The organism is Herbaspirillum camelliae (assembly GCF_001929405.1).
Classification (GTDB): domain Bacteria; phylum Pseudomonadota; class Gammaproteobacteria; order Burkholderiales; family Burkholderiaceae_D; genus Herbaspirillum; species Herbaspirillum seropedicae.
On the sequence record NZ_KV880769.1, the window covers coordinates 3392575 to 3414378 of the forward strand.

21 protein-coding genes and 1 tRNA gene are annotated in these 21804 nt (G+C 60.6%); 21 read left to right on the forward strand and 1 reads right to left on the reverse strand.

Features of this window, described 5'->3' with window-relative positions; genetic code table 11:
- The first annotated feature begins 38 nt into the window (after positions 1-38).
- The 18 genes from secG (at position 39) to BGK68_RS15185 (ending at position 16826) form a co-directional block, all read left to right on the forward strand.
- A complete protein-coding gene (gene secG, locus BGK68_RS15100) occupies positions 39-413 on the forward strand; it encodes a preprotein translocase subunit SecG (RefSeq protein WP_075257778.1) in 375 nt (124 codons plus the stop codon).
- 109 nt (positions 414-522) lie between these two features.
- Positions 523-607, forward strand: a tRNA-Leu gene (locus BGK68_RS15105).
- 119 nt (positions 608-726) lie between these two features.
- Positions 727-1086: an NADH-quinone oxidoreductase subunit A gene (locus BGK68_RS15110; RefSeq protein WP_006712939.1), complete on the forward strand. Its 360-nt coding sequence runs from the start codon at positions 727-729 to the stop codon at positions 1084-1086.
- 3 nt (positions 1087-1089) lie between these two features.
- Positions 1090-1566, forward strand: coding sequence for a NuoB/complex I 20 kDa subunit family protein (locus BGK68_RS15115; protein WP_006712940.1), 477 nt, complete (start codon positions 1090-1092; stop codon positions 1564-1566).
- Positions 1567-1575: 9 nt separating this feature from the next.
- The gene (locus BGK68_RS15120; RefSeq protein WP_039876418.1) at positions 1576-2172 is read left to right on the forward strand and encodes an NADH-quinone oxidoreductase subunit C; all 597 of its coding nucleotides are present in this window, start codon (positions 1576-1578) and stop codon (positions 2170-2172) included.
- On the forward strand, positions 2172-3425 hold the full coding sequence (locus tag BGK68_RS15125) for an NADH-quinone oxidoreductase subunit D (protein ID WP_075257779.1): 1254 nt from the start codon (positions 2172-2174) through the stop codon (positions 3423-3425). Before BGK68_RS15120 ends, BGK68_RS15125 begins: the two co-directional genes overlap by 1 nt.
- Positions 3426-3520: 95 nt before the next feature.
- Positions 3521-4012 carry an NADH-quinone oxidoreductase subunit NuoE gene (nuoE, locus tag BGK68_RS15130; RefSeq protein WP_075257780.1) on the forward strand — a complete coding sequence of 164 codons (492 nt, stop codon included), beginning with the start codon at positions 3521-3523 and terminating at the stop codon, positions 4010-4012.
- A complete protein-coding gene (gene nuoF, locus BGK68_RS15135) occupies positions 4009-5304 on the forward strand; it encodes an NADH-quinone oxidoreductase subunit NuoF (protein ID WP_075257781.1) in 1296 nt (431 codons plus the stop codon). Before nuoE ends, nuoF begins: the two co-directional genes overlap by 4 nt.
- An 82-nt stretch (positions 5305-5386) precedes the next feature.
- Complete coding sequence (gene nuoG, locus BGK68_RS15140; RefSeq protein WP_075257782.1) at positions 5387-7705, forward strand: NADH-quinone oxidoreductase subunit NuoG; 2319 nt, start codon at positions 5387-5389, stop codon at positions 7703-7705.
- A 2-nt stretch (positions 7706-7707) separates the two neighbouring features.
- Complete coding sequence (nuoH, locus tag BGK68_RS15145) at positions 7708-8778, forward strand: NADH-quinone oxidoreductase subunit NuoH (protein ID WP_075257783.1); 1071 nt, start codon at positions 7708-7710, stop codon at positions 8776-8778.
- Between the two features lie 21 nt (positions 8779-8799).
- The gene (gene nuoI, locus BGK68_RS15150) at positions 8800-9288 is read left to right on the forward strand and encodes an NADH-quinone oxidoreductase subunit NuoI (protein ID WP_006712947.1); all 489 of its coding nucleotides are present in this window, start codon (positions 8800-8802) and stop codon (positions 9286-9288) included.
- Positions 9289-9426: 138 nt separating this feature from the next.
- Positions 9427-10086 (forward strand): NADH-quinone oxidoreductase subunit J, encoded by a 660-nt coding sequence (locus BGK68_RS15155; protein ID WP_075257784.1) that lies wholly within the window; start codon positions 9427-9429, stop codon positions 10084-10086.
- 18 nt (positions 10087-10104) lie between these two features.
- Positions 10105-10413, forward strand: a complete 309-nt coding sequence (gene nuoK / locus BGK68_RS15160; protein ID WP_013233782.1) for an NADH-quinone oxidoreductase subunit NuoK — start codon at positions 10105-10107, stop codon at positions 10411-10413.
- Positions 10414-10528: 115 nt separating this feature from the next.
- Positions 10529-12619: an NADH-quinone oxidoreductase subunit L gene (gene nuoL, locus BGK68_RS15165; protein WP_075257785.1), complete on the forward strand. Its 2091-nt coding sequence runs from the start codon at positions 10529-10531 to the stop codon at positions 12617-12619.
- Between the two features lie 22 nt (positions 12620-12641).
- Complete coding sequence (locus BGK68_RS15170; RefSeq protein WP_075257786.1) at positions 12642-14132, forward strand: NADH-quinone oxidoreductase subunit M; 1491 nt, start codon at positions 12642-12644, stop codon at positions 14130-14132.
- Between the two features lie 158 nt (positions 14133-14290).
- Positions 14291-15799: an NADH-quinone oxidoreductase subunit NuoN gene (nuoN, locus tag BGK68_RS15175; RefSeq protein ID WP_075257787.1), complete on the forward strand. Its 1509-nt coding sequence runs from the start codon at positions 14291-14293 to the stop codon at positions 15797-15799.
- Between the two features lie 12 nt (positions 15800-15811).
- Positions 15812-16126, forward strand: a complete 315-nt coding sequence (locus tag BGK68_RS15180) for a DUF2818 family protein (protein ID WP_075257788.1) — start codon at positions 15812-15814, stop codon at positions 16124-16126.
- 124 nt (positions 16127-16250) lie between these two features.
- Positions 16251-16826: an NUDIX domain-containing protein gene (locus BGK68_RS15185; RefSeq protein ID WP_075259847.1), complete on the forward strand. Its 576-nt coding sequence runs from the start codon at positions 16251-16253 to the stop codon at positions 16824-16826.
- A 76-nt stretch (positions 16827-16902) separates the two neighbouring features.
- Here BGK68_RS15185 and BGK68_RS15190 read toward each other — a convergent pair whose 3' ends face one another.
- Positions 16903-18579: an electron transfer flavoprotein-ubiquinone oxidoreductase gene (locus BGK68_RS15190; protein ID WP_075257789.1), complete on the reverse strand. Its 1677-nt coding sequence runs from the start codon at positions 18577-18579 to the stop codon at positions 16903-16905.
- Between the two features lie 424 nt (positions 18580-19003).
- Here BGK68_RS15190 and BGK68_RS15195 point away from each other — a divergent pair, with 424 nt between their 5' ends.
- From BGK68_RS15195 to BGK68_RS15205, 3 genes are all read left to right on the forward strand, one after another.
- Positions 19004-19429 (forward strand): acyl-CoA thioesterase, encoded by a 426-nt coding sequence (locus BGK68_RS15195; protein ID WP_013233789.1) that lies wholly within the window; start codon positions 19004-19006, stop codon positions 19427-19429.
- A 159-nt stretch (positions 19430-19588) separates the two neighbouring features.
- Positions 19589-20740 carry an ABC transporter substrate-binding protein gene (locus tag BGK68_RS15200; RefSeq protein ID WP_013233790.1) on the forward strand — a complete coding sequence of 384 codons (1152 nt, stop codon included), beginning with the start codon at positions 19589-19591 and terminating at the stop codon, positions 20738-20740.
- Positions 20741-20910: 170 nt separating this feature from the next.
- Complete coding sequence (locus tag BGK68_RS15205) at positions 20911-21801, forward strand: branched-chain amino acid ABC transporter permease (RefSeq protein ID WP_075257790.1); 891 nt, start codon at positions 20911-20913, stop codon at positions 21799-21801.
- Positions 21802-21804: the final 3 nt, after the last annotated feature.

Below are 21804 nucleotides of genomic sequence, written 5' to 3' on the forward strand. Positions count from 1 at the left end.
CGGCGGGCAGTCGAAATATCAAGAGTGGATTGGTTCAAATGAATACTTTGTCTTTGGTGGTAGTGGTAGTTCAGGTGCTGGCGGCGCTGGCAATCATCGGTCTGGTGCTGTTGCAGCACGGTAAGGGCGCCGACATGGGTGCGGCTTTCGGTTCTGGCGCGTCCGGCAGCCTCTTTGGTGCGACCGGCTCGTCCAACTTCCTGTCCAAGTCAACTGCTGTGGCTGCCGCCATTTTCTTCGCGGCGACCCTGGGTCTGGCTTTTATCGGCAACCACCATGTTTCGCAAAGCGGCGGCGTGATGGATAATCTGCAGGCGCCTGCCGTTCCGGCTCAACAAGCTGCCCCGGCTGCGCCCGCTGCACCGGCCGAAGCTGGCAAGCCTGGCGACCAGTCCAATCAGATTCCGAAATAAGCCTTTGCTGAATCTGAAATAATCGAAGAATAAAACGATAAGAATCTTTCTTTTTAGCTGATTGTGCATTGAACAAGAGTAACAAATGAAGGTACAATAGCAGTCTCAGGCCGACGTGGTGAAATTGGTAGACACGCTATCTTGAGGGGGTAGTGGCGAAAGCTGTACGAGTTCGAGTCTCGTCGTCGGCACCATAGAAATGAAATGAAAAGCCAGCGAAGGTCTTCGTGCCTGAGCTGGCTTTTTGTCGAGGAAGTTTCTGATTGATATTGAGAATCATTCCCATCGATAAACCAACGCATAGCGGCCAATCGTGAACCTCGAAAATTACTTCCCAGTCCTCCTGTTTATTCTTGTTGGCATCGGTGTCGGTGTCGCTCCCCAGCTCCTCGGTCGTCTTCTTGGTCCGCACAAGCCGGACGCTCAAAAAACTTCTCCTTACGAATGCGGCTTTGAGGCATTCGAAGATGCGCGCATGAAGTTCGATGTGCGCTACTACCTGATCGCCATCCTGTTCATCCTGTTTGATCTGGAAACCGCCTTCTTCTTCCCTTGGGGCGTGTCCATGCGTGAGCTGGGCTGGCAAGGTTTCGTCACGATGATGGTCTTCATCGCTGAATTTGTTGTCGGATTTTGGTACATCTGGAAAAAGGGTGCCCTGGATTGGGAGTAAGCCATGTCTATTGAAGGCGTATTGAATGAGGGGTTTGTTACCACCTCGCTGGATAAGGTAATCAACTGGACCCGTACCGGATCCCTGTGGCCCATGACCTTCGGTCTGGCCTGCTGCGCAGTTGAGATGATGCACGTCGGTGCTTCGCGTTACGACCTGGATCGCTTCGGTGCGGTGTTCCGTCCGTCGCCGCGCCAGTCCGACCTGATGATCGTGGCCGGCACCCTGTGCAACAAGATGGCGCCGGCGCTGCGCAAGGTCTATGACCAGATGCCGGAACCGCGCTGGGTCATCTCCATGGGCTCCTGTGCCAATGGCGGCGGCTATTACCACTATTCGTATTCGGTGGTGCGTGGCTGCGATCGCATCGTGCCGGTCGACGTGTATGTGCCGGGTTGCCCGCCGACGGCGGAAGCGCTGCTGTATGGCGTGATCCAGCTGCAGAACAAGATCAAGCGCACCAACACCATCGCGCGCTAAGAGGGCAGTATGACGACAAAATTGGAAACTCTCGAAGCCGCCCTGCGTAATGCGCTTGGAGGGTATCTTCAGAACCTGACCGTGGCCCTCGGTGAAGTCACCGTGGTGGTCAAGGCCGCTGACTACCTGTCGGCCATGCGCGTGCTGCGCGACCATGCCGACACCCGTTTCGAACAGTTGCTCGACCTGTGCGGCGTGGACTACTCCACCTACGGCGATGGCGCCTGGGAAGGTCCGCGCTTTGCCGTGGTGTCGCACCTGATGTCGATCGCGCACAACTGGCGTGTGCGCGTGCGCGTGTTTGCCCCGGATGACGATCTGCCCATCGTGGCCTCGGTCGATCCGATCTGGAACTCGGCTGGCTGGTACGAACGTGAAGCCTTCGACTTCTACGGCATCCTCTTCGACGGTCACCCCGACCTGCGCCGCATCCTGACCGACTATGGCTTCATCGGCCACCCGTTCCGCAAGGACTTCCCGGTGTCCGGCTATGTCGAGATGCGTTACGACGCCGAACAGAAACGCGTCATCTATCAACCCGTAACGATCGAGCCGCGCGAAATCACCCCGCGCATCATTCGTGAAGAAAACTACGGGATCAAATAATGGCAGAGATCAAAAACTATACGCTGAACTTCGGTCCTCAGCACCCGGCCGCGCACGGCGTGCTGCGCCTGGTGCTGGAGCTGGATGGTGAAGTCATTCAGCGCGCCGACCCCCATATCGGTCTGCTGCATCGTGGCACCGAGAAGCTGGCCGAGCAGAAGACCTTCCTGCAGTCCGTGCCTTACATGGACCGCCTGGACTACGTCTCGATGATGAGCAACGAGCACGGTTACGTGCTGGCCATCGAGCGTATGCTGGGTATCGAAGTGCCGCTGCGCGCGCAGTACATCCGCGTGATGTTCGACGAAATCACCCGCCTGCTGAACCACCTGATGTGGATCGGTGCGCACGCACTGGACGTGGGTGCGATGGGCGTGCTGCTGTATGCCTTCCGTGAACGTGAAGACCTGTTCGACTGCTACGAAGCCGTCTCCGGCGCCCGCATGCACGCGGCCTACTATCGTCCGGGCGGCGTCTACCGCGACCTGCCGGACAGCATGCCGCAGTACAAGGCGTCCATCGTGCGCAACGAGAAGGCCATCCGCGAACTGAACGAAAACCGTCAGGGTTCGCTGCTGGACTTCATCGAAGACTTCACCAATCGCTTCCCGACCTATGTCGACGAATACGAAACCCTGCTGACCGACAACCGTATCTGGAAGCAGCGTCTGGTGGGTGTGGGCGTGGTCTCGCCGGAACGCGCCCTGCAGATGGGCTTCTCCGGTCCGATGCTGCGTGGCTCGGGCATCGCCTGGGACTTGCGCAAGAAGCAGCCGTATGAAGTCTACGACCTGCTGGACTTTGACATCCCCATCGGCAAGAACGGTGACTGCTACGACCGTTACCTGGTGCGCGTTGCCGAAATGCGCCAGTCCAACCGCATCATCAAGCAGTGCGTGGAATGGCTGCGCAACAATCCGGGCCCGGTCATTACCGACAACCACAAGATCGCGCCTCCCAAACGTGCGGACATGAAGTCCAACATGGAAGACCTGATCCACCACTTCAAGCTGTTCACCGAAGGTTTCCGCGTGCCTGCCGGCGAAGCGTATGCCGCCGTCGAGCATCCGAAGGGCGAATTCGGTGTCTATCTGGTCTCGGACGGCGCCAACAAGCCGTACCGCCTGAAGATCCGTGCCCCGGGCTTTGCCCACCTGCAAGCCCTGAACGAAATGGCCAAGGGCCACATGATTGCCGATGCGGTCACTATCATCGGTACGCAAGACATCGTGTTCGGGGAAATCGACCGATAAGTCGAAGAGCAAGAGTAAGAGTCAAGGCGGGCTTCGATGAGAAGCCCGTCAGGTTTGGGGAATATCCAATAACCGCGCAGTACTGATGCGCATGGATGGCCAACGATATGCTGTTAAGTCAAGAAGCCCTTAAGAAAATCGATCGCGAACTCGCGAAATACCCGGCGGACCAGCGCCAGTCTGCGGTCATGTCCGCACTGCGCATCGCTCAGGTGGAATATGGCTGGCTGCCGGCCGAGCTGCAGCAGGAGATTGCCGACTACATCGGCATGCCCGCCGTGGCCGTGCAGGAAGTGGCGACCTTCTACAACATGTTCAACACCAGCCCGGTGGGCAAGCACAAGATCACCGTGTGCACCAACCTGCCGTGTCTGTTGTCGGGTGGCGAGCGCGCCGCCCATCACCTGAAGCACAAGCTGGGCATCGACTATCGCGAAACCACGGCCGACGGCCAGTTCACGCTGATGGAAGGCGAATGCATGGGCGCTTGCGGCGACGCACCGGTCATGCTGGTCAACAACCATCAAATGTGCAGCTGGATGTCCAACGAGAAGATCGACGCGCTGCTGGAGGAACTGAAGAAATGACCTGCCTGCACGACCGCCACATCAAACCGCTGATCCTCGCCGACTTGAATGGCGAGAACTGGCACCTCGAGGATTACGTCAAGCGCGGCGGCTACGAGTCGCTCAAGCGCATCCTCAATGAAAAGATCACTCCGGAACAGGTCATCGCCGACCTCAAGGCCTCGGGCCTGCGTGGCCGCGGCGGTGCGGGTTTCCCGACGGGCCTGAAGTGGAGCTTCATGCCGCGCCAGTTCCCCGGCCAGAAGTACCTCGTCTGCAATACAGATGAAGGCGAGCCGGGCACCTTCAAGGACCGTGACATCATTCGTTACAATCCGCACGCGCTGATCGAAGGCATGATCATCGGCGGTTACGCGATGGGCATCACTGTCGGTTACAACTATATCCACGGCGAAATCTTCTCCGCCTACGAGCGTTTCGAAGAAGCGCTGGAAGAGGCGCGCGCCGCCGGCTTCCTGGGTGACAACATCCTGGGCACCGGCTTCAGCTTCCAGCTGCACGCGCACCACGGTTATGGCGCCTACATCTGCGGCGAAGAAACCGCCCTGCTGGAGTCGCTGGAAGGCAAGAAGGGCCAGCCGCGCTTCAAGCCGCCGTTCCCGGCCAGCTTTGGCCTGTATGGCAAGCCGACCACCATCAACAACACCGAGACCTTTGCGGCTGTGCCATTCATCTTCAAGGTGGGCCCGCAGGCCTACGCCGAGATGGGCAAGCCCAACAACGGCGGCACCAAGATCTTCTCGATCTCGGGCGACGTCGAGCGTCCGGGCAACTACGAGATCCCGCTGGGCACACCGTTCTCCACGCTGCTGGAACTGGCAGGTGGCATGCGCGGCGGCAAGAAGATCAAGGCCGTCATCCCGGGTGGTTCGTCCGCACCGGTGATCCGTGGCGACGTCATGATGGACACCACCATGGACTACGACGCCATCGCCAAGGCCGGCTCGATGCTGGGTTCGGGCGCGGTGATCGTGATGGACGAGACGCGCTGTATGGTCAAGTCGCTGCTGCGCCTGTCCTACTTCTACTACGAAGAATCCTGCGGCCAGTGCACGCCGTGCCGTGAAGGCACCGGCTGGATGTACCGCATGGTGGAGCGTATCGAGAACGGTCACGGCAAGTTGGAAGATCTGGACGTGTTGAACTCGGTGGCCGACAACATCCAGGGCCGCACCATCTGTGCGCTCGGTGATGCAGCGGCCATGCCGGTACGTGCGTTCGTGAAGAATTTCCGCGAAGAGTTCGAATACCACATCGAGCACAAACACTGCCTGGTTCCGGCATACATCTGAACAGGGCAGGGGATGCCAGGTGGAATGGAATAAGCCTTCCACCGGTATTGTTGGCAAGAATATTTAGCTTGGGCAAACAGCCATGGTTGAAATCGAAATAGACGGCAAGAAGGTTGAAGTGCAGGAAGGCAGCATGGTCATGGACGCTGCCAATAAACTCGGCACGTACATTCCTCACTTCTGCTATCACAAGAAACTGTCCATCGCGGCTAACTGCCGCATGTGCCTGGTCGAGGTCGAGAAGGCCCCGAAGCCGCTGCCTGCCTGCGCCACGCCGGTCAACAACGGCATGATCGTGCGCACCGCCAGCGACAAGGCCGTCAAGGCCCAGAAGGGCGTGATGGAATTCCTCCTGATCAACCACCCGCTGGATTGCCCCATCTGCGACCAGGGCGGTGAGTGCCAGCTGCAGGATCTGGCCGTCGGTTACGGCGGTTCCTCCTCGCGCTACCAGGAAGAAAAGCGTGTCGTGGAGCCCAAGGACGTCGGTCCGCTGATCTCCATGAAGGAAATGAACCGCTGCATCCACTGCACCCGCTGTGTGCGCTTCGGCCAGGAAGTGGCCGGCGTGATGGAACTGGGCATGCTGGGTCGCGGTGAACATTCCGAGATCACCACCTTCGTCGGCAAGACCGTGGACTCCGAACTGTCGGGCAACATGATCGACCTGTGCCCGGTCGGTGCCCTGACCTCCAAGCCGTTCCGCTACAGCGCCCGTACCTGGGAACTGTCGCGCCGCAAGTCGGTGAGCCCGCATGACAGCGTCGGTGCCAACCTGATCGTGCAGGTCAAGAATGGCAAGGTCATGCGCGTGCTGCCCTTCGAAAACGAAGAAGTCAACGAGTGCTGGATCTCCGACAAGGACCGTTTCGCCTACGAAGCGCTGGACAGCGAACAACGCCTGACCAAGCCGATGTTGAAGCAGGACGGCAAGTGGCAGGAAGTGGACTGGCAGACCGCGCTGGAATACGTCGCCCACGGCCTGCGCAACATCCGTTACGAACACGGCGCTGATGCCATCGCCGCGCTGGGTACCCCGTACTCCACGCTGGAAGAACTGAGCCTGCTGCAGAAGATCGTGCGCGGCGTCGGTTCGGAGAACGTCGATTTCCGCCTGCGTCAATCGGACTTCGGCCTGGATGGCCAGATCAAGCCGTGGCTGGGCATGTCCATCGTCGAATTCTCGCAGCTGAACCGCGTCTTCGTGATCGGTTCCTTCCTGCGCAAGGACCACCCGCTGCTGTCGGCCCGCCTGCGCCAGTCCGCCAAGAGCGGCGCCAAGGTCAGCGTGCTGCACGCCACCGACGACGATCTGCTCATGCCGATCGCCAACAAGATCATCGCCGCGCCCTCGGCATGGCTCTCCGCCCTGGCCGAAGTGGCCGTGGCCGTGGCCGAAGCCAAGGGTGTGGCAGCACCGTCGGCCTACGCTGGCGTGACGGCCTCGGATGCCGCCAAGGCCACTGCGGCCAGCCTGCTGTCGGGCGACGCCAAGGGCGTGTTCCTGGGTAACGCCGCCGTGCAGCATCCGCAAGCGGCGCAACTGCACGCTGCCGCACAATGGATCGCAGAACAGACCGGCGCCAAGCTGGGTGTGCTGACCGAAGGCGGCAACGCCGTGGGCGGCTACCTGGCCAACGCCGTGCCGGCTGCGGGCAAGGCTGCTGCGGTTTTCGCACAGCCGCGCAAGGCTTACCTGCTGCTCAACGCTGAACCGGAACTGGATAGCTACGACCCGCAAGCCGCCAGCGCCGCCCTCAAGCAGGCCGATATGGTCGTGGTGATGTCGGCCTTCAAGCATGGCGCCGACTACGCCGACGTGCTGCTGCCGATCGCTCCCTTCACCGAGACCTCCGGCACCTTCGTCAACGCCGAAGGCCGCGCCCAGAGCTTCAACGGCACCGTCAAGCCGGCCGGCGATGCGCGTCCGGGCTGGAAGGTCCTGCGCGTGCTGGGCAACCTGCTGGAACTGGAAAACTTCGAGTACGAGACGTCCGAGTCCATCCGTGACGAACTGCTGGGCAAGGAGACCGACCTGTCGGCGCGCCTGAACAACCTCGCCTCCGTACCGCTGCAGGCTGTCTCGACCGCCGCCGCTGAAGTCGAGCGCGTGGCCGATGTGCCCATCTACTTCGCCGATCCGATTGCACGCCGTTCCGCGCCGCTGCTGGAAACCCGTGACGGCCAGGCGCCCAAGGCATGGCTGTCGGCAGCACTGGCGTCCAAGCTGGGTGTGGCCGAAGGCGACCAGGTCAAGGTCAAGCAAGGCTCGGGCAGCGTAGCGCTGACCGCAGCCATCGATAAGAAACTGCCGGAAAACGTGGTTCGCGTCGCTGCTGCGCACGCCTCCACGGCTGCACTGGGCGGCATGTTTGGCGCAATCGTCGTGGAGAAAGCGTAAAAATGGATCACCTGATCGCCCAAATCAATACGGTAGGCCCGGCCTACCTGGGTCCGACCCTGTTCACCCTGGTGTGGACGCTGGTCAAGATCCTGGCGGTGATGGTGCCGCTGCTGGTGTGCGTGGCCTACATGACCTACTGGGAGCGCAAGCTGATCGGCTGGATGCACGTGCGTCTGGGCCCCAACCGCGTCGGTCCGGCCGGCCTGCTGCAGCCCATCGCTGATGCCGTCAAGCTGATCTTCAAGGAAATCTCGACCCCGTCCAAGGCCAACAAGGCGCTCTTCTACCTGGCGCCAGTGATGACCATCATGCCGGCGCTGGCCGCCTGGGCGGTGGTGCCGTTCTCGCCGGAACACGTGCTGGCCAATGTCAACGCCGGTCTGCTGTACCTGATGGCGATTACCTCGATGGAAGTCTACGGCATCATCATCGCCGGCTGGGCCTCCAACTCGAAGTACGCTTTCCTGGGTGCGATGCGCGCCTCGGCACAGATGGTGTCCTACGAAATCTCCATGGGCTTCTGCCTGGTGGTGGTGCTGATGGTCTCGGGTAGCCTGAACATGACCGACATCGTCATGGGCCAGACCCAGGGTCACTTCGCCAGCATGGGCCTGAACTTCCTGTCGTGGAACTGGCTGCCGCTGCTGCCGATCTTCGTGATCTACTTCGTCTCCGGCGTGGCCGAGACCAACCGCCACCCCTTCGACGTGGTGGAAGGTGAATCCGAAATCGTGGCCGGTCACATGATCGAGTACTCGGGCATGTCCTTCGCCATGTTCTTCCTGGCTGAATACGCCGCGATGATCCTGATCTCGATCCTGACCGCACTGCTGTTCTTCGGCGGCTGGTCGGCTCCGGTGTCGGCGCTGGACTTCATCCCGGGCTGGATCTGGCTGGGCTTGAAGACCTTCTTCTTCCTGTCGCTGTACGTGTGGATCCGCGCATCGTTCCCGCGCTACCGCTATGACCAGATCATGCGTCTGGGCTGGAAAGTGTTCATTCCGCTGACCCTGGTGTGGCTGGTGGTCGTGGCGATCTGGATTCAGTCGCCGTGGAATATCTGGAAATAAGTTGGAAGGCTGAGGCTAAAAATGGAAGCTATTAAGGATTTTTTCGGCAGCCTGATGCTCCGCGAGCTGTTCAAGGGCCTGGCCCTGACGGGTCGCTACCTGTTCAAGCGCAAGATCACGGTGCAATTCCCCGAGGAAAAAACGCCGATGTCGCCGCGTTTCCGTGGTCTGCATGCGCTGCGCCGTTATCCCAACGGTGAAGAACGCTGCATCGCCTGCAAACTGTGCGAAGCGGTCTGCCCGGCCATGGCCATCACGATCGAGTCCGAGCAGCGTGCTGACGGTACCCGTCGCACCAGCCGCTACGACATCGACCTGACCAAGTGCATTTTCTGCGGTTTCTGCGAAGAGTCCTGCCCGGTCGACTCGATCGTCGAAACGCACATCCTGGAATACCACGGTGAAAAGCGGGGCGACCTGTACTACACCAAGGAAATGCTGCTGGCCGTGGGTGATCGTTACGAAAACGAAATCGCCGCTGCCCGCGCCGCTGACGCTGCCTACCGTTGATGGTGCTGCCGGGCCGCCCTGCAGGACAGGGTGGTCGGGCAGGGTAGGGGAAGTCGCAGGACGATGTCGGATGGATTGCGAGGGGTGGCCGGTGCTTGCCGTCCCGTGCTGATTGAATGAACCAACTTCTGGTTGATTATGGAATTTAAAACTGTCTTGTTCTACGTGTTCGCGGTGATCCTGGTGATCGCCGCCGTACGCGTCATCACGGCCCGCAACCCGGTGCATGCGGCGCTCTTCCTGGTGCTGTCCTTCTTCTCGGCAGCCGGTATCTGGATGCTGCTCAAGGCCGAGTTCCTGGCCATCGTGCTGGTGCTGGTCTATGTCGGTGCGGTGATGGTGCTGTTCCTGTTCGTGGTGATGATGCTCGATATCAACATGGACAAGCTGCGTGAGGGCTTCTGGGGTTACTTCCCGCTGGCCGCGACCATCGGCGTGATCATCGTGCTGGAAATGGCCGCCGTGCTGCTGCGCAGCTTCTGGACCCCGGAAACGCAGGTGCCTGCCGCCTCCGATACGCTGGGCCAGACCAAGCCGCTGGGCAAGCTGATCTTCACCGAATACGTCTACGCCTTCGAAATCGCTGCCGTCATCCTGCTGGTGGCCATCGTCGCCGCCGTGGCCCTGACTTTGCGCCGCCGCAAGGACAGCAAGTACTTCGACCCGGCCAAGGCCGTCAAGGTCAAGGCGTCGGACCGCGTGCGCCTGGTCAGCATGAAGGCCGAGTCCACCCGTAACGAGCCGCCCGCCGACGCCGCCGCTGCGGCAGACAAGCCGGCCGCCGGTCAACAATCTTAAGAAGGGCGATCAAGAATCATGGCAATCACGCTCTCCCACTACCTGATCATCGGCGCGATCCTGTTCGCGATCTCGATCGTCGGCATTTTCCTGAACCGCAAGAACGTCATCGTGCTGTTGATGGCGATCGAACTGATGCTGCTTGCGGTCAACATGAACTTCATTGCTTTCTCGCATTACCTCGGTGACGCGGGCGGACAGATCTTCGTGTTCTTCATCCTGACCGTGGCTGCGGCTGAATCCGCGATCGGTCTGGCGATTCTGGTGGTGCTGTTCCGTAACCTGGATACCATCAACGTGGAAGACCTCGACAGCCTCAAGGGCTGAGTCGGCATCCGCAGCGTCCTGTTCTTGCGTTCTGGTTTGGATTTCATTTAAAGATGGGAGGCCCCCTTGCAGCAGATGGTGCAGGCGGGGCAGCCAATAAGCGATAAGGTTCATCATGGCTGGGCAACTTAACCCACATCTTCTTCTTGCTGTACCCCTGGCGCCGCTGGCAGGTTCGGCCATCGCCGGTCTGTTGGGTACCAAATTCTTCGGCAACGTCGTTGGCCGCAAGGTGTCGCATACCGCGACCATCCTGGGCGTGCTGATCGCCGCCATCATCTCCATCCAGACCCTGCTCGCAGTGCTGGACGGCGCCACCTACAACGGTACGCTGTACAACTGGATGACGGTGGCCGGCCTCAAGCTGGAGATCGGCTTCATGGTCGACAGCCTGACGGCGATGATGATGTGCGTGGTGACCTTCGTGTCCCTGATGGTCCACATCTACACCATCGGCTACATGGCCGAAGATGAAGGCTACAACCGCTTCTTCTCCTACATCTCGCTGTTCACCTTCTCCATGCTCATGCTGGTCATGAGCAACAACTTCCTGCAGCTGTTCTTCGGCTGGGAAGCGGTGGGCCTGGTGTCCTATCTGCTGATCGGTTTCTGGTACACCCGTCCGACCGCCATCAAGGCCAACATGAAGGCCTTCCTGGTCAACCGCGTGGGTGACTTCGGCTTCATCCTGGGCATCGGCCTGCTGCTGGCCTATGCCGGTTCGATGAACTACACCGAAGTCTTCGACAAGCGCGCCGAGCTGGCCCAGCTGACCCTGCCGGGTACTGACTGGATGCTGTTGACCGTGGCCTGCATCTGCCTGTTCGTGGGTGCGATGGGCAAGTCGGCCCAGTTCCCGCTGCACGTCTGGTTGCCGGACTCGATGGAAGGCCCGACCCCGATTTCCGCGCTGATCCACGCCGCCACCATGGTGACGGCCGGCATCTTCATGGTCACCCGCATGTCGCCGCTGTTCGAACTGTCCGACACCGCGCTGTCCTTCATCCTGGTGATCGGTGCCATCACGGCGCTGTTCATGGGCTTCCTGGGCACCATGCAGAACGACATCAAGCGCGTGGTGGCTTATTCCACGCTGTCGCAGCTGGGTTACATGACCGTCGCCCTGGGCGCATCGGCCTACTCGGTGGCCGTGTTCCACCTGATGACCCACGCCTTCTTCAAGGCGCTGCTGTTCCTGGGCGCCGGTTCGGTCATCATCGGCATGCACCACGACCAGGACATGCGCAACATGGGCGGCCTGCGCAAATACATGCCCATCACCTGGATCACTTCGCTGCTGGGTTCGCTGGCCCTGATCGGCACACCGTTCTTCTCGGGCTTCTACTCCAAGGATTCGATCATCGAAGCCGCGGCCGAGTCGCACCTGGCAGGTTCGGGCTTTGCCTACTTCGCCGTGCTGGCCAGCGTTTTCGTGACCGCCTTCTACTCCTTCCGCATGTACTTCATGGTCTTCCATGGCAAGGAGCGTTTCGGTCAGGCCCACGGCCATGATGATCATCACGCCCCGGCTGCGGCCCATGGCGTGCATGATGACCATGCCCACGATGCACATGATGACCATGGCCATGATGAACACCATCACGGACTGGCCCCGGGCCAGAAGCCGCACGAGTCGCCGCTGGTGGTGACCTTGCCGCTGATCCTGCTGGCCATTCCCTCGGTCATCGTCGGTTTCTTCGCGATCTCGCCGATGCTGTATGGCGACTTCTTCAAGGGCGTGATCTTCTTCGGCGACAACCACAAGGTCATGGAAGAACTGGCCCACGAATACCACGGTCCGGTGGCCATGGTGCTGCACGCCTTCACCAGCGCGCCGCTGTGGCTGGCCATCGCCGGTGTGGTCGTGGCGTACTACTGCTACATGATCAACCCGCGCGTGCCGGCCTGGTTCAAGGAAAAGTTCAGCATCATCTACACCATCCTGGACAACAAGTACTACATGGACAAGTTCAATGAAGTCGTCTTCGCCGGCGGTGCCCGCCTGCTGGGCAGCGGACTGTCCACCGTGGGCGACCGTGGCATCATCGACGGCCTGTTCGTCAACGGCAGCGCCAAGGTCGTCGGCTGGTTCTCGAAATTCACGCGTCTCTGGCAGTCCGGTTACATCTATCACTATGCGTTCGTGATGATCATCGGGGTGCTGGGTTTCCTGGTGTGGTTCATGCCGTTCCCGTTCGCCAAATAAGCTGTCCGAGTAGATAACAACCATGATGCAGTCAACATTTCCCATCCTGAGCCTCGCGATCTGGGTACCGATCGTCTTCGGCATCCTCGTCCTGGCACTGGGCCGCGACAGCAATCCGGGCCTGGCCCGCTGGCTGGCGCTGTTCGGTTCGCTGGTCGGCCTGGTCGTTACTTTCCCGCTGATCCAGCATTTCGATCCGCTGGCGCACGGTTACCAGTTCGTCGAAAAGACGCCCTGGATCGATCGTTTCAACATCAGCTATTTCCTGGGCCTGGACGGCATCTCGCTGTGGTTCGTGCCGCTGACCGCCTTCATCACCGTCATCGTGGTGCTGGCCGGCTGGGTGGTGATCCAGAAGCGCGTGGCCCAGTACATGGGCGCCTTCCTGATCCTTTCGGGCATCATGGTCGGTGTGTTCTCGTCGCTGGATGCGATGCTGTTCTACGCCTTCTTCGAAGCGACCTTGATCCCGATGTTCATCATCGTGGGCGTCTGGGGCGGCGACAACCGCGTGTATGCAGCCTTCAAGCTGTTCCTGTACACGCTCTTGGGTTCGCTCTTGATGCTGATCGCGCTGATCTACCTGTACTACGTGTCGGGCGGCAGCTTCGAGATCCCGACCTGGCATCAGGTGCCGCTGTCGATGATCGAGCAGAAGGTCTTGTTCTTCGCCTTCCTGGCAGCCTTCGCGGTGAAGGTGCCAATGTGGCCGGTGCACACCTGGCTGCCGGACGCCCACGTGCAGGCGCCGACCGGCGGCTCCATCGTGCTGGCCGCGATCATGCTCAAGCTGGGCGCCTACGGTTTCCTGCGCTTCTCGCTGCCCATCCTGCCTGACGCCAGCCATGCGCTGTCCGGCTTCATGATCTTCCTGTCGCTGGTGGCCGTGATCTACATCGGTCTGGTGGCCCTGGTACAGCAGGACATGAAGAAACTGGTGGCCTATTCGTCGATCGCCCACATGGGCTTCGTCACCCTGGGCTTCTTCATGTTCAACGACATGGCAGTGCAGGGCGGTATCGTGCAGATGATCTCGCACGGCTTCGTCTCCGGCGCGATGTTCATGTGTATCGGCGTGCTGTATGACCAGATGCATACCCGCGAGATTTCGCAGTACGGCGGTGTGGTCAACAAGATGCCGCGCTTCGCCTTCTTCTTCATCCTGTTCTCGCTGGCCAACTGCGGCCTGCCGGCCACTTCCGGTTTCGTTGGCGAATTCATGGTGATCCTGGGTGCAGTGAAGTTCAACTTCTGGATCGGCTTGTTGGCTGCCACCGCCCTGATCCTGGGTGCGGCCTACTCGCTGTGGCTGGCCAAGCGCGTCATCTTCGGCGCCGTGACCAACCATCACGTGGCCGAGCTGGTGGACCTCAATGGCCGCGAGTTCCTGATCCTGGGTCTGCTGGCGATTGCGACCCTGGTCATGGGTGTCTATCCGGGCATCATCACCGACAGCATCCAGACCTCGGTGACCGACCTGTTGAAGCACGTGGCGGTCTCCAAGATCAACTGATCTGCGCAGTAAAGATGTGAAGGGCGGGGCGCTTGCGTCCCGCCGACAAAGAAGCTGGGCAACAACGAGTAACGAGACGAGCCGGTGTGATATTGCCGGTCGGGCGGCGCGGCGGGAAGTCGCGACACAAGCGGGCGAACACAAGCGGTAGTAACTAAATGAATAACATGAATCTGATCCCTGTCTATCCGGAAATATTTCTGCTGATCGCAACTTCCGCGATCCTGCTGATCGATATGTTCCTGCCGGAAAGCAAGCGCGTCATCACCTATCTGCTGTCGCTGGCAGCGCTGGTGGTGTGCGCGGTACTGACCTTTGCCGACCTCAACACGGGCGCTACGGTCTACACGTTCAACAACATGTTCGTGTCCGATCCGCTGGCCAACCTGTTGAAGCTGTTCACCTACCTGGGTGTGGGCGTCACGCTGATCTACTCGCGCCAGTACAACACTGCGCGCGGCATCACCGGCGGCATGCTCGGCGGCGAATACTACGCCCTGGCGCTGTTCGCGCTGCTGGGCCAGATGGTCATGATCTCCGGCAACAGCTTCCTGTCCATTTACCTGGGCCTGGAACTGATGTCGCTGTCGCTGTACGCGCTGGTGGCCCTGCGCCGTGACCACGCTGCTTCCACCGAAGCCGGCATGAAGTACTTCATCCTGGGTGCGCTGGCTTCCGGCTTCCTGCTGTACGGCATGTCCATGCTCTATGGTGCGACCGGCGGTGCGCTGGAGTTGAACGAAGTCTTCCGCGCCATCGTCTCCGGTACCGTTGACCGTACTCCGCTGGTGTTCGGCATCGTCTTCGTGGTGGCCGGTCTGGCCTTCAAGCTGGGCGCTGTTCCCTTCCACATGTGGGTGCCTGACGTCTACCAGGGTTCGCCCACGCCGGTGACCCTGCTGCTGGGTGCCGCACCGAAGCTGGCCACCTTCGCCATCACCTTCCGTCTGCTGGTCGAAGGCATGCTGCCGCTGGCCGTGGATTGGCAGCAGATGCTGATGGTGCTGGCCGTGCTGTCCATCATCCTGGGTAACGTCACCGCCATCGCGCAGACCAACATCAAGCGTATGCTCGCCTACTCGACCATCTCGCACATGGGCTTCATGCTCTTGGGCATGATGTCGGGCGTGGTCGACGGCAACCTGTTCTCGGCCGTGAACGCCTACAGCTCCTCGCTGTTCTACGCGGTGACCTACGTGATCACCACGCTGGGCTCCTTCGGCGTGATCATCCTGCTGTCGCGCTCGGGCTTCGAAGCCGACACCCTGGATGACTTCAAGGGCCTCAACCAGCGCAGCCCGTGGTTTGCCGCCGTGATGATGATCATGATGTTCTCGCTGGCTGGCATCCCGCCGCTGGTGGGCTTCTACGCCAAGCTGTCGGTGCTGCAGGCGGCCATGGCCACCGGCCAGATCTGGCTGCCGGTGCTGGCGGTGATCTTCTCGCTGATCGGCGCGTTCTACTACATCCGTGTGGTCAAGGTGATGTACTTCGACGAGCCGGCTGACAACAGCAAGATCGTCGCTACGCCCGAGATGCGCGTCGTGCTGAGCCTCAACGGTATCGCCGCCCTGGCCATCGGCCTGTGGCCGGGTCACCTGATGGATGCCTGCACCAATGCCATCGTGACCACGCTGGCGACCTTCCTCAGCAAGGTCGTCGCCTAAGGGAACAGGGGAATGAATATTTCCCTGTTCAGCTGGATCGTCATCCTGTTGGCCGCGCTCGCGGCCAATTTGCCGTTCTTGAACCAGCAATTGTTCGCGCTCATCCCGTTGAAGAAGGATGCCGCCTGGGTCAAGCCGGTCTGGCTGCGTCTGCTCGAGTTGCTGGTGCTTTACTTTGTCGTCGGCGTCGTTGCTCACCTGCTCGAAGCCGGCGTGGGTAATGTCTTCTCGCAGGGCTGGGAATTCTATGCCATCACTGGCTGTCTGTTCCTGGTGTTGGCCTACCCCGGCTATGTGATGCGCTATCTGCGCAAGAGCAACGCCTGAGTTTCCGACTGCCCCGCCGGCCAGTGCGGGCTGGGGGATCGCCTGGCGATGAGCCCGGGCGTCCCGAGGCCGCGTGAGCCCGGCCATCTCCCCTGATCGCTCCTCCACCTTCTACGGTCATCACATGGACGCCCATCTCAAAGAGACCCAGAAAGACAATCGCCAGGTCTACACCGGCCACTTCCTCAAGGTGCAGCAGGATACGGTCATCCTGCCCGACGGCAAGCATGCCGTACGCGAGTACATCAAGCATCCCGGCGCAGTCGCGGTGCTGCCGCTGTTCGACGATGGCAGCGTGCTGATGGAGCGCCAGTTCCGCTACCCCTTGCACCGCGTCTTCATCGAGTTCCCCGCCGGCAAGATCGATCCGGGCGAAGATACCCTGGATTGCGCCAAGCGCGAGCTGCAGGAAGAGACCGGTTACAGCGCTGCCGAATGGCAGTATGTCTGCACCATCCATAACGCCATCGCCTACTCGGACGAACATCTGGTGCTGTACGTAGCGCGCGGACTGACGCAAGGCGAACGCAAGCTCGATGAGGGTGAGTTCCTCGATATCTACAAGGCGCCGCTGGAAGAACTGCTGGAACAGGTGCGCAATGGCGAGATCACCGACGTGAAGACCGTGATCGGCGTGTTCTGGCTGGAGAAGATCCTGAGCGGGGCATGGACGCCGCCACCGCGTCCGGCCGGCGTCTGAGCCGCCGCTGCGTCAGCCCGTAAAAAAGCCGCATCCTTGGATGCGGCTTTGGTGTTTCTGGAACCAGCGTTTTGCATTACATGCCGGAGTAGTTCGGTCCGCCGCCCCCTTCGGGCGTGACCCAGACGATGTTCTGGGTCGGGTCCTTGATGTCGCAGGTCTTGCAGTGGACGCAGTTCTGGGCGTTGATCTGGAGCCGGTCGCTATTGTCTTCGTTCTTGATGAATTCGTAGACACCCGCCGGGCAGTAGCGCGATTCCGGGCCCGCATACTTGGCCAGGTTGACCTGCACCGGCACGTTCTTGTCCTTGAGCGTCAGGTGCGCCGGCTGATCTTCGCCGTGGTTGGTGTTGGAGATGAAGACCGACGACAGCCGGTCGAAGGTCAGCTTGCCATCCGGCTTGGGATAGGCAATGGGAGCGTAGTTGCTGGCCGGCTTGAGGCATTCGTGGTCGGCATGGCTGTGACGCAGCGTCCACGGCGCCTTGCCGCCGAAGAGCACCTGGTCGATGCCCACCAGCAGTGTGCCGGTCACCAGGCCCTTGCTCATCGAGGGCTTGAAGTTGCGCGCCTTGTGCAGCTCTTCCTTGAGCCACGAGGCCTCGAAGGCGGCGGGGTAGGCCGACAGTTCATCGGACTGGCGGTTCTCGCCCAGCGCGTGGAAGGCGGCGTCGGCGGCCAGCATGCCGCTCTTGATGGCGGCATGGCTGCCCTTGATGCGCGAGGCATTGAGGAAACCGGCATCGCAACCGAGCAGCGCGCCGCCCGGGAAGACCAGCTTGGGCAGGGACTGCACGCCGCCGGCGGTAATGGCGCGGGCGCCGTAGGAGATGCGCTTGCCGCCTTCGAAGAACTTGCGGATCTCGGGGTGGGTCTTGTAGCGCTGGAATTCCTCGAAGGGCGAGAGGTAGGGGTTTTCATAGGCCAGGCCGACCACGTAGCCAACCGCCACCTGGTTGTTTTCCAGGTGATAGAGGAAGGAGCCGCCATAGGTATCGTTGTCCAGCGGCCAGCCGGCGGTGTGCACGACCAGGCCAGGCTGGTGGATTTCCGGCTTCACTTCCCACAGTTCCTTGATGCCGATGGCATAGGTTTGCGGATCGCGGCCGGCGTCCAATTGGTACTTGCTGATCAGCTGCTTGCCCAGGTGGCCGCGTGCACCTTCGGCGAAGAAGGTGTACTTGGCATGCAGTTCCATGCCCAGCTGGAATTCCGGACCGGGTTCGCCTTCCTTGTTGATGCCCATGTTGCCGGTGGCCACGCCCTTGACCGAGCCATCCTCGTGATAGAGCACCTCGGCTGCCGGGAAGCCGGGGAAGATCTCCACGCCCAGGGCTTCAGCCTGCTGGCCCAGCCAGCGGGTGACGTTGGAGAGCGAAATGACGTAGTTGCCGTGGTTCTGGAAGCAGGTGGGCAAGAGCCAGTTGGGCGTCTTGTAGGCTTTGCTGGCGGAGAGGAAGAGGAAGCGGTCTTCCGTCACTGGGGTGTTGAGCGGGGCGCCTTGCTCTTTCCAGTCAGGGATCAGTTCGCTCAGTGCGCGCGGGTCCATCACTGCGCCGGAGAGGATATGGGCGCCGACTTCGCTGCCTTTTTCCAGCACACAGACCGAGACCTCGCGGTTCTGCTGGGCGGCCAGCTGTTTGAGGCGGATGGCCGCCGACAGGCCGGCCGGGCCGCCGCCGACGACGACCACGTCGTATTCCATCGATTCCCGTGGGCCGTACTGAGCGATCAAGTCTTGAGAAGAAGTCATGGGTGTCCCGTTTATATGAACTGCCTGTTTTCGAACGATCGTGCTATTGTTAATTATTTTTCGAAGGAACGCTAGAGGAAATCTGCATTTCCCTGTAGTTGAGATCCTTTTAGTGCGCTTGCCGGCGGTTTGCTGTTGACAAGGCAGAGGCAAGTGCGGGGCGGCAGGGTGCCGGACCCGGAATATGTTTCCCTGAATGCAGCTATTTTATTGGATTTTGCGCTGTCCTCTTATATTGTCTTGTCGTCTCGACATAGCCGGCAGCCATGACGCAGACTGCAGGGGCAGCACTCCTAGTGGTCTGATGACTCGATAATGACCTGAGAGTGCACTTGGTCCCTGAGTCGTAAATGCGACATCGCGCCGACGCGCCGCATGAAAAAAATTACATTCATTGATGAATCAAACCTGAAAAGGACCCACGATGAGCAGTCACCCGCAGGCCAATTCCAAGCAGTTGTATCTCTCCCGGCAGACCATCCGCTGGGGGGACATGGACGCGTTCGGCCACGTCAACAATACGGTCTATTTCCGCTTCATGGAGCAGTGCCGCATCGAGTGGCTCGAGGAGGTCTTCGGACCCACCATCGCGGGCGAAGAGGGGCCCGTCATCGTCAACGCCCACTGCAATTTCCGTCGCCAGATGAAGTATCCGGCGCGCATCTGTGTGGAGATGTCCGCGGGTCATTTAGGTCGCACGAGTGTGGAAACTACGTATATCATCCGCGACGCGGCCGACGAGCAGATCATTTATGCTGACGGTGCCGCAAAAATCGTCTGGGTTGATTTCAAGAAAGAAAAGTCCACCGCGCTGCCAGAACAGCTGCGACAGCTGCTGACAAGCTTGTAAGTTTGGCGCAAGGAAACTGGGACAGAATCGGCCCGACACTCCCGCAAGGAACCGCCACAGAGCGGGGGGAGCGGAGAATTCGTTTCACACGGAGCGGGTTCAAAAAGCGCTTAGCCCGTCACCGATGTGCAAGCCAACAATTACATTCTGGAGGATGACATGACATACAAGACCCAAGCCTTTGTTGCTGCCGCCCTGATGAGCCTGGCGCTCACCTCGCAGGCTGCCGACCCGATCAAGATCGGCGTGTCCGGTCCCTACACCGGCGGTTCTGCCCCCATGGGCGTGTCCATGCGTGACGGCGTCAAGCTGGCCGTGGCCGAGATCAACGCTGCCGGCGGCCTGCTGGGCCGCCAGATCCAGCTGATCGAGCGCGATGACGAAGCCAAGAACGAGCGCGGCGTGCAGATCGCCCAGGAGCTGATCAACAAGGAAAAAGTGGTCGCCACCGTCGGCTTCATCAACACCGGCGTGGCCCTGGCCTCGCAGCGCTTCTACCAGGAAGCCAAGATCCCCGTCATCAACAACGTGGCCACCGGCACCGTGATCACCAAGCAGTTCGAGAAGGAAAAGGACAACTACGTCTTCCGTACCTCCGCTGCCGACAAGATCCAGGCCAAGATGATCGCCGACGAAGCCGTGGACAAGCAGAAGTTCACCAAGGTCGCCATCCTGGCCGACTCCACCAACTACGGCCAGCTCGGTCGTGAAGACCTGGAAAAGGTGCTGGCTGACAAGAAGGTCACCCCGGTCGCCGTCGAGAAGTACAACATCAAGGATGTGGACATGACGGCCCAACTGCTCAAGTCCAAGCAGGGCGGCGCCCAGGCGGTGCTGACCTATGGCATCGGCCCGGAACTGGCGCAGATCGCCAACGGCATGGAAAAGCTGAACTGGCACGTGCCCATCATCGGCAGCTGGCCGCTGTCGATGGGCAACTTCATCGACAACTCCGGCAAGAACGGCAACGGCGCCCGCATGCCGCAGACCTTCATCCAGGACGGCAACACCCCGAAGCGCAAGGCCTTCATCGAGGCCTACCAGAAAGCCTACAAGGTTGACCGCATGCCCTCGGCCGTCTCGGCAGCCCAAGGCTACGACTCCATCCTGCTGCTGGCCGCCGCCATCAAGCAAGCCGGCACCACTGACGGCGACAAGGTCCGCGCTGCGCTGGAAAACCTGAACACCAAGGTCGAAGGCGTGGTCACCACCTACGACAAGCCGTTCACCCACGACGATCACGAAGCCATCAAGCCTGCCATGGTCGTGATGGGCGAGGTCAAGAACGGCCGCGTCATCCTCGGCAAATAAGACTCGACTCGCATCACGCACAGTAGTCGAAGAGGCCAGTCCTTGCGATCCGGGGGCTGGCCTTTTTAATACGATCTGTTGACGAATTCCTAACGGCACGGTGGCACCGCGCCGCGGATCGTCGCAGCTCTGTGCCGCCACCCGGCGGTAGCCGCTTCTTGGGAAATACAATGGATATCCTTTTACAACTGGTCTTCTCCGGGATCGCGCTCGGCATGATCTATGCCGTGATCGCCTTCGGTTACCAACTGACCTTTGCCACCTCCGGCACACTGAACTTCGGCCAGGGCGAAGCCCTGATGCTGGGCGCGCTGGTGGGGCTGTCCGTGGTGGGCAACATCCACGGCGGACCTTATCTCAACTACTGGCTGATGATCCCCATCGTGCTGGTCTTCGGCGCGCTGCAAGGCATGTTCGTGGAATGGATCGGGGTACGCCCGGCCATCAAGATCAAGTCCGAGTTCGGCTGGATCATGTCCACCATTGCACTGGCCATCATCTTCAAGAACGTCGCCGAGAACATCTGGGGCAAGGATGACCTGCCGTTCCCCTCGCCGATCTCGGGCGCACCGTTCCAGATCCTGGGCGCCAACGTGCAGCCCATGCAGGTGCTGGTGGTGGTGGGCGCGCTGCTGATCATGGCGGCGGTCGAATTGTTCAACCGCAAATCCATCTACGGCAAGGCCGTGGTGGCGACCTCCAATGACCGCGATGCCGCCGGCCTGATGGGCATCAATACCAGCATGGTGATCACCTTCTCCTATGCGCTGTCCTCGGCCACGGCTGCGTTCGCGGGCGTGCTGGTGGCGCCGCTGACCCTGACCGGCGCCACCATGGGGGCGGCGCTGGGCCTGAAGGCCTTTGCGGTGGCCATCATCGGCGGCCTGACCTCGGGCATGGGCGCCATCGTCGGCGGCCTGATCCTGGGCGTGGCCGAGACCTTGACCGGCTTCTACATCTCGACCGGCTACAAGGAAGTTCCGGGACTGGTACTGCTGTTGCTGGTGCTGGCGGTGAAACCTGCAGGCCTGTTCGGCAAAACTGCGATCAAGAAGGTCTGATGC

Excerpts from the sequence above, each read along its gene's own strand:
- BGK68_RS15185 (WP_075259847.1), top strand. The coding sequence starts at position 16,251 with ATGGACGCCCATCTCAAAGAGACCCAGAAAGACAATCGCCAGGTCTAC.
- BGK68_RS15115 (WP_006712940.1), top strand. The coding sequence starts at position 1,090 with ATGTCTATTGAAGGCGTATTGAATGAGGGGTTTGTTACCACCTCGCTG.
- BGK68_RS15205 (WP_075257790.1), top strand. The coding sequence starts at position 20,911 with ATGGATATCCTTTTACAACTGGTCTTCTCCGGGATCGCGCTCGGCATG.
- BGK68_RS15155 (WP_075257784.1), top strand. The coding sequence starts at position 9,427 with ATGGAATTTAAAACTGTCTTGTTCTACGTGTTCGCGGTGATCCTGGTG.
- nuoH (WP_075257783.1), top strand. The coding sequence starts at position 7,708 with ATGGATCACCTGATCGCCCAAATCAATACGGTAGGCCCGGCCTACCTG.
- secG (WP_075257778.1), top strand. The coding sequence starts at position 39 with ATGAATACTTTGTCTTTGGTGGTAGTGGTAGTTCAGGTGCTGGCGGCG.
- BGK68_RS15180 (WP_075257788.1), top strand. The coding sequence starts at position 15,812 with ATGAATATTTCCCTGTTCAGCTGGATCGTCATCCTGTTGGCCGCGCTC.
- BGK68_RS15200 (WP_013233790.1), top strand. The coding sequence starts at position 19,589 with ATGACATACAAGACCCAAGCCTTTGTTGCTGCCGCCCTGATGAGCCTG.
- nuoG (WP_075257782.1), top strand. The coding sequence starts at position 5,387 with ATGGTTGAAATCGAAATAGACGGCAAGAAGGTTGAAGTGCAGGAAGGC.
- BGK68_RS15195 (WP_013233789.1), top strand. The coding sequence starts at position 19,004 with ATGAGCAGTCACCCGCAGGCCAATTCCAAGCAGTTGTATCTCTCCCGG.
- BGK68_RS15125 (WP_075257779.1), top strand. The coding sequence starts at position 2,172 with ATGGCAGAGATCAAAAACTATACGCTGAACTTCGGTCCTCAGCACCCG.
- BGK68_RS15190 (WP_075257789.1), bottom strand. The coding sequence starts at position 18,579 with ATGACTTCTTCTCAAGACTTGATCGCTCAGTACGGCCCACGGGAATCG.
- nuoI (WP_006712947.1), top strand. The coding sequence starts at position 8,800 with ATGGAAGCTATTAAGGATTTTTTCGGCAGCCTGATGCTCCGCGAGCTG.
- nuoL (WP_075257785.1), top strand. The coding sequence starts at position 10,529 with ATGGCTGGGCAACTTAACCCACATCTTCTTCTTGCTGTACCCCTGGCG.
- nuoN (WP_075257787.1), top strand. The coding sequence starts at position 14,291 with ATGAATAACATGAATCTGATCCCTGTCTATCCGGAAATATTTCTGCTG.
- BGK68_RS15170 (WP_075257786.1), top strand. The coding sequence starts at position 12,642 with ATGATGCAGTCAACATTTCCCATCCTGAGCCTCGCGATCTGGGTACCG.
- nuoF (WP_075257781.1), top strand. The coding sequence starts at position 4,009 with ATGACCTGCCTGCACGACCGCCACATCAAACCGCTGATCCTCGCCGAC.
- nuoK (WP_013233782.1), top strand. The coding sequence starts at position 10,105 with ATGGCAATCACGCTCTCCCACTACCTGATCATCGGCGCGATCCTGTTC.
- BGK68_RS15120 (WP_039876418.1), top strand. The coding sequence starts at position 1,576 with ATGACGACAAAATTGGAAACTCTCGAAGCCGCCCTGCGTAATGCGCTT.
- nuoE (WP_075257780.1), top strand. The coding sequence starts at position 3,521 with ATGGCCAACGATATGCTGTTAAGTCAAGAAGCCCTTAAGAAAATCGAT.